The organism is Ruminococcus sp. CAG:330 (assembly GCF_000437175.1).
GTDB lineage: Bacteria > Bacillota > Clostridia > Oscillospirales > Ruminococcaceae > Ruminococcus_C.
In genome coordinates this window covers 1-3,550 of the sequence record NZ_FR898075.1, presented here as the reverse complement: position 1 = coordinate 3,550, position 3,550 = coordinate 1, and the positions used below count along the sequence as shown (strand labels likewise).

The 3,550-nt window shown below is 50.5% G+C and carries 4 protein-coding genes and 3 tRNA genes; 4 read left to right on the top strand and 3 right to left on the bottom strand.

What is annotated here, in order from left to right; genetic code table 11:
• The 4 genes from QZL66_RS08445 to QZL66_RS08430 all read left to right on the top strand — a co-directional run.
• Positions 1–707: DUF6363 domain-containing protein (locus tag QZL66_RS08445; RefSeq protein WP_022411280.1), on the top strand; the 707-nt coding region annotated here is incomplete at its 5' end.
• Positions 708–842: 135 nt separating this feature from the next.
• A tRNA-Gly gene (locus QZL66_RS08440) sits at positions 843–916 on the top strand.
• A 4-nt stretch (positions 917–920) separates the two neighbouring features.
• A tRNA-Arg gene (locus QZL66_RS08435) sits at positions 921–997 on the top strand.
• 27 nt (positions 998–1,024) lie between these two features.
• Positions 1,025–1,101, top strand: a tRNA-His gene (locus QZL66_RS08430).
• A gap of 122 nt (positions 1,102–1,223) precedes the next feature.
• Here the strand turns inward: QZL66_RS08430 and QZL66_RS08425 are convergent.
• From QZL66_RS08425 to QZL66_RS08415, 3 genes are read right to left on the bottom strand one after another with little or no spacing between them, the layout of a single operon-like run.
• Positions 1,224–1,988 carry an amino acid ABC transporter ATP-binding protein gene (locus QZL66_RS08425; protein WP_022411279.1) on the bottom strand — a complete coding sequence of 255 codons (765 nt, stop codon included), beginning with the start codon at positions 1,986–1,988 and terminating at the stop codon, positions 1,224–1,226.
• Between the two features lie 12 nt (positions 1,989–2,000).
• The gene (locus QZL66_RS08420; protein WP_022411278.1) at positions 2,001–2,654 is read right to left on the bottom strand and encodes an amino acid ABC transporter permease; all 654 of its coding nucleotides are present in this window, start codon (positions 2,652–2,654) and stop codon (positions 2,001–2,003) included.
• An 18-nt stretch (positions 2,655–2,672) separates the two neighbouring features.
• Positions 2,673–3,479 (bottom strand): amino acid ABC transporter substrate-binding protein, encoded by an 807-nt coding sequence (locus QZL66_RS08415; RefSeq protein WP_022411277.1) that lies wholly within the window; start codon positions 3,477–3,479, stop codon positions 2,673–2,675.
• Between the last annotated feature and the right edge of the window lie 71 nt (positions 3,480–3,550).

Below are 3,550 nucleotides of genomic sequence, written 5' to 3'. Positions count from 1 at the left end.
AGATGATGCTCATGCAGAACGAAAAGCCGTACTTCGGCATTTGTCACATGCTGCGGACGGGACGCTTTTTGAATCTGAATGAAATGGCATCCCAATATGCGGAACAGCTGAACTTCCCCGATTACTTTCGCTTCTCTATGCAGACAGATTGCGTGGCGACCTGCTGTGAGAACGGTGAGTCAGCGTACCTGACAGGCAACAATAAGAAAGTTGAGATTTTACAGGCGCTGCAGGCATCCTGTGCGCTGCCAATGATCTGCGCTCCTGTTGAAATTGACGGCAGGCACTACGTAGACGGGAGCATTGCAGACCCCATTCCGTTTCAGCATTTGCTGGAACAGGGGTGTCAGAAAGTGATCGTAGTTCTGACGGGACACGATGGGTGTCAGCCGACGGATTACCGGAAATTCCGTCCGCTCTTATCTGTCGCCTATCGGAAACGATATCCGGCGCTGCATCATGCACTGCTGCACCGCATTGCACGCTATCAGGAACAAATCGTGCGAATGCAGCAGGCGCAAAAAACAGGGGCAGTGTTCGTAATTCAGCCAGAGGTTCGTTCCATTCCGCTGTTCACCAGAGATACGCAAAAAATCGACCAATACTACCGGCACGGGTGCGAACTGACAGAACGCATCTGGCCAGCGCTGGAAACATGGCTGTCTGCCGAAAATATGTCAAAAAGCCATTTTTCTTTTCTTTCTTAATTGAAACATTCAATATATTCTTGTGCTTCGGTTCTATTTTCTAAAAAAATAAACTTGACTTTTATACAGAGTTATGCTATAATAATATAGTCGCCGGTGAGGTTCACAAGAAAAACAAACGAGCGACTGAAAACTGCGGGTGTAGTTCAATGGTAGAATTCCAGCCTTCCAAGCTGGCTACGTGGGTTCGATTCCCATCACCCGCTCCAAGAAGCGCCTTTAACTCAGCTGGATAGAGTAACTGCCTTCTAAGCAGTAAGCCACTGGTTCGAATCCAGTAAGGCGCGCCAAATCGTCCCGCTGAGGACGCATATATGGTGGGTGTAGCTTAGCTGGTTAAAGCGTCGGATTGTGGTCCCGAAGATCGTGGGTTCGAATCCCATCTCCCACCCCACCAAAGTAAAACCGTTCTTCCAAAGAAGAGCGGTTTTTTGTTGTCTTTATTTCCAGACACACAGAACAAAACCCGGCAAGCGAAACATTTTCGCCTACCGGGTTTTGCTTTATAGAACCGACTCAGTCCGCATAATGGTTCAGGAACTGCTGGGTACGCTCTTTTTTCGGATGTACAAAAATCTCGTCCGGTGTACCCTCTTCGATGATCATGCCGTCCGCCATAAAGATGACACGGTCAGAAACCGCCTGCGCAAAGCGCATTTCATGAGTGACGATCACCATGGTCATGTGATCCTCTGCCAGAAGCCGGATGACTTCCAGGATTTCTCCGGTCAGTTCCGGATCCAGTGCCGAGGTTGGCTCGTCAAAGAACAGGATGGACGGCGAGAGCGCCAGCGCACGCACAATGGCAACACGCTGCTGCTGTCCGCCGGACAGCTCACAGGGATAGGCAGCTGTTTTCTGCTCCAGCCCCACCTTTTTCAGCAGACGAATCGCCACCTCTTCCGCTTCCTGTTTGGAGCGCTTCAGCAGCAAGCGCTGCGGCTCTACGATGTTTTTCATCACGGAGTAGTGCGGGAACAGGTTGAAGTTCTGGAACACCAGCCCGAAGTACTTCTGAATCTGCTGGAACTGCTTTTTCGGCGCATAGACAACCTTTCCGGCTTCTGTCGTCTGTGCTGCGACCTCCCCCATATAGGCGATAGAACCGCCGCTCAGCGTTTCCAAAAAGGTGGCGCAGCGGAGTAAGGTGGACTTTCCCGAACCGGACGGCCCGATGATAGAGACCACTTCCCCTTTCCGAACCGTCAGGGAGATGTCTTTCAGCACCTGCACATCGTTGAACTGTTTTTTCAAATGTGTGATCGTTAAATATTCTTCCACGATGTGCCCTCCTTAAATTTTATAGTAGTTCAGTTTCTTTTCTACCAGGGACATGATGCCAGCAATCAGCAGGTTAAACACGTAGTAGAAAATCGCCGCTGCCAGATAGGGCAGCATGGAGGTTTGCGCCACTGCGATCTGCTTGACCTCGGTGAACAATTCCGTGTAGGCAATCGCAAAGGCAAGCGAGGTGTCCTTTACCAGCGTAATGGTTTCGTTGGTGACTGCCGGCAGAATCCGTTTGATGGTCTGCGGCAGAATGATTCGGAAAAACATCTGGCATCTTCCATATCCCAGAATGCGGGATGCCTCATACTGTCCCACCGGAATCGACTGAATACCGCTGCGGAAAATCTCCGCAAAGTATGCGGCGTAGTTCAGAGAAAACGCAATGATGACCGCATAGAACCGGTAGGAGGTGCTCAGCGAGATGTTGAAGAGAAAGTACGGGCCGAAATAGACCACGAGCAGCTGAAGCATCAGCGGCGTGCCACGAAGAACCGAGATATACAGTCGTGGAATCCACTGCAGCGGTTTCCACGCATACATCCGCATGGCGCAGATCAAAACGCCCAGCGGAATGGAAAACAGCAGCGTCAGGGCAAAGATCAGCAGCGTTTGCAGCGTGCTGTCCCCCAGCTGCATGACAATTTCTAGAAATGACATAACTAGCCTCTTTTGTGATTATTTTCCCAGAGTAACGCTGTCCTGCAGATCCCATTTTTCTGCGATCTTTTCGAAAGTTCCGTCTGCTGCCATCTCGTCCAGTGTCTTCTGAACCTTGTCACGAAGTTCTGTGTTGCCCTTCTTAAAGCCGATAGCGTACTGCTCTGCTGCAAGCGGTTCATCCAGAATCGTGAATCCGCCGCTGCGGGATTCCAGCTGATAGTTGGCAACGCCGATATCCATTGCAATGGCGTCCACAGCACCGGCTTCCAGATTCATGAAAGCAGTGTTATAGTCGCCGACAACCAGCAACTCTTTGAACGAGTTCTTCAGATCTGCGTTCTCGTCCTCGTCCAGTGCAGCCTGTGCAGAGGAATCGGTCTGTACTGCAACGGTCTTTCCGGCGAGGTCATCGAATGACGCAATGCCGCTGTCTTCCTTGACCACGAATACCTGACTGTTGTCCACATACGGCTCTGACCATGTGTAGTCGTCCTCTCTGCCGTTCATGGTAAAGCCATTCCAGATACAGCTGATGGTGCCGGAGTTCAGCTCCATATCCTTGGCATCCCAGTCGATGGGGGTCTTTACCAGTTCCCAGTTATTTCTACTGCAAACCTCTGCGGCAAGATCCAGATCGAATCCAACGTACTCGCCGTTGTCGTCCTGATAGCCATACGGCGGAAATGCTGCGTCGAAACCAACAATGAATTTCGAATCATCTGCATTGGCTGACTTGCTGTCGGAAGTCTTATCGCCGCATCCTCCGCATGCGCCAAGCATTGCTGCTGCCAGAATCAGCGGTACCAGTCTTTTTTTCCACATATCACATTCTCCTTTTTGCTTTCTGTATGATAGAGCCGGATTCGACTCTAAAATAACATGTTACTATTATA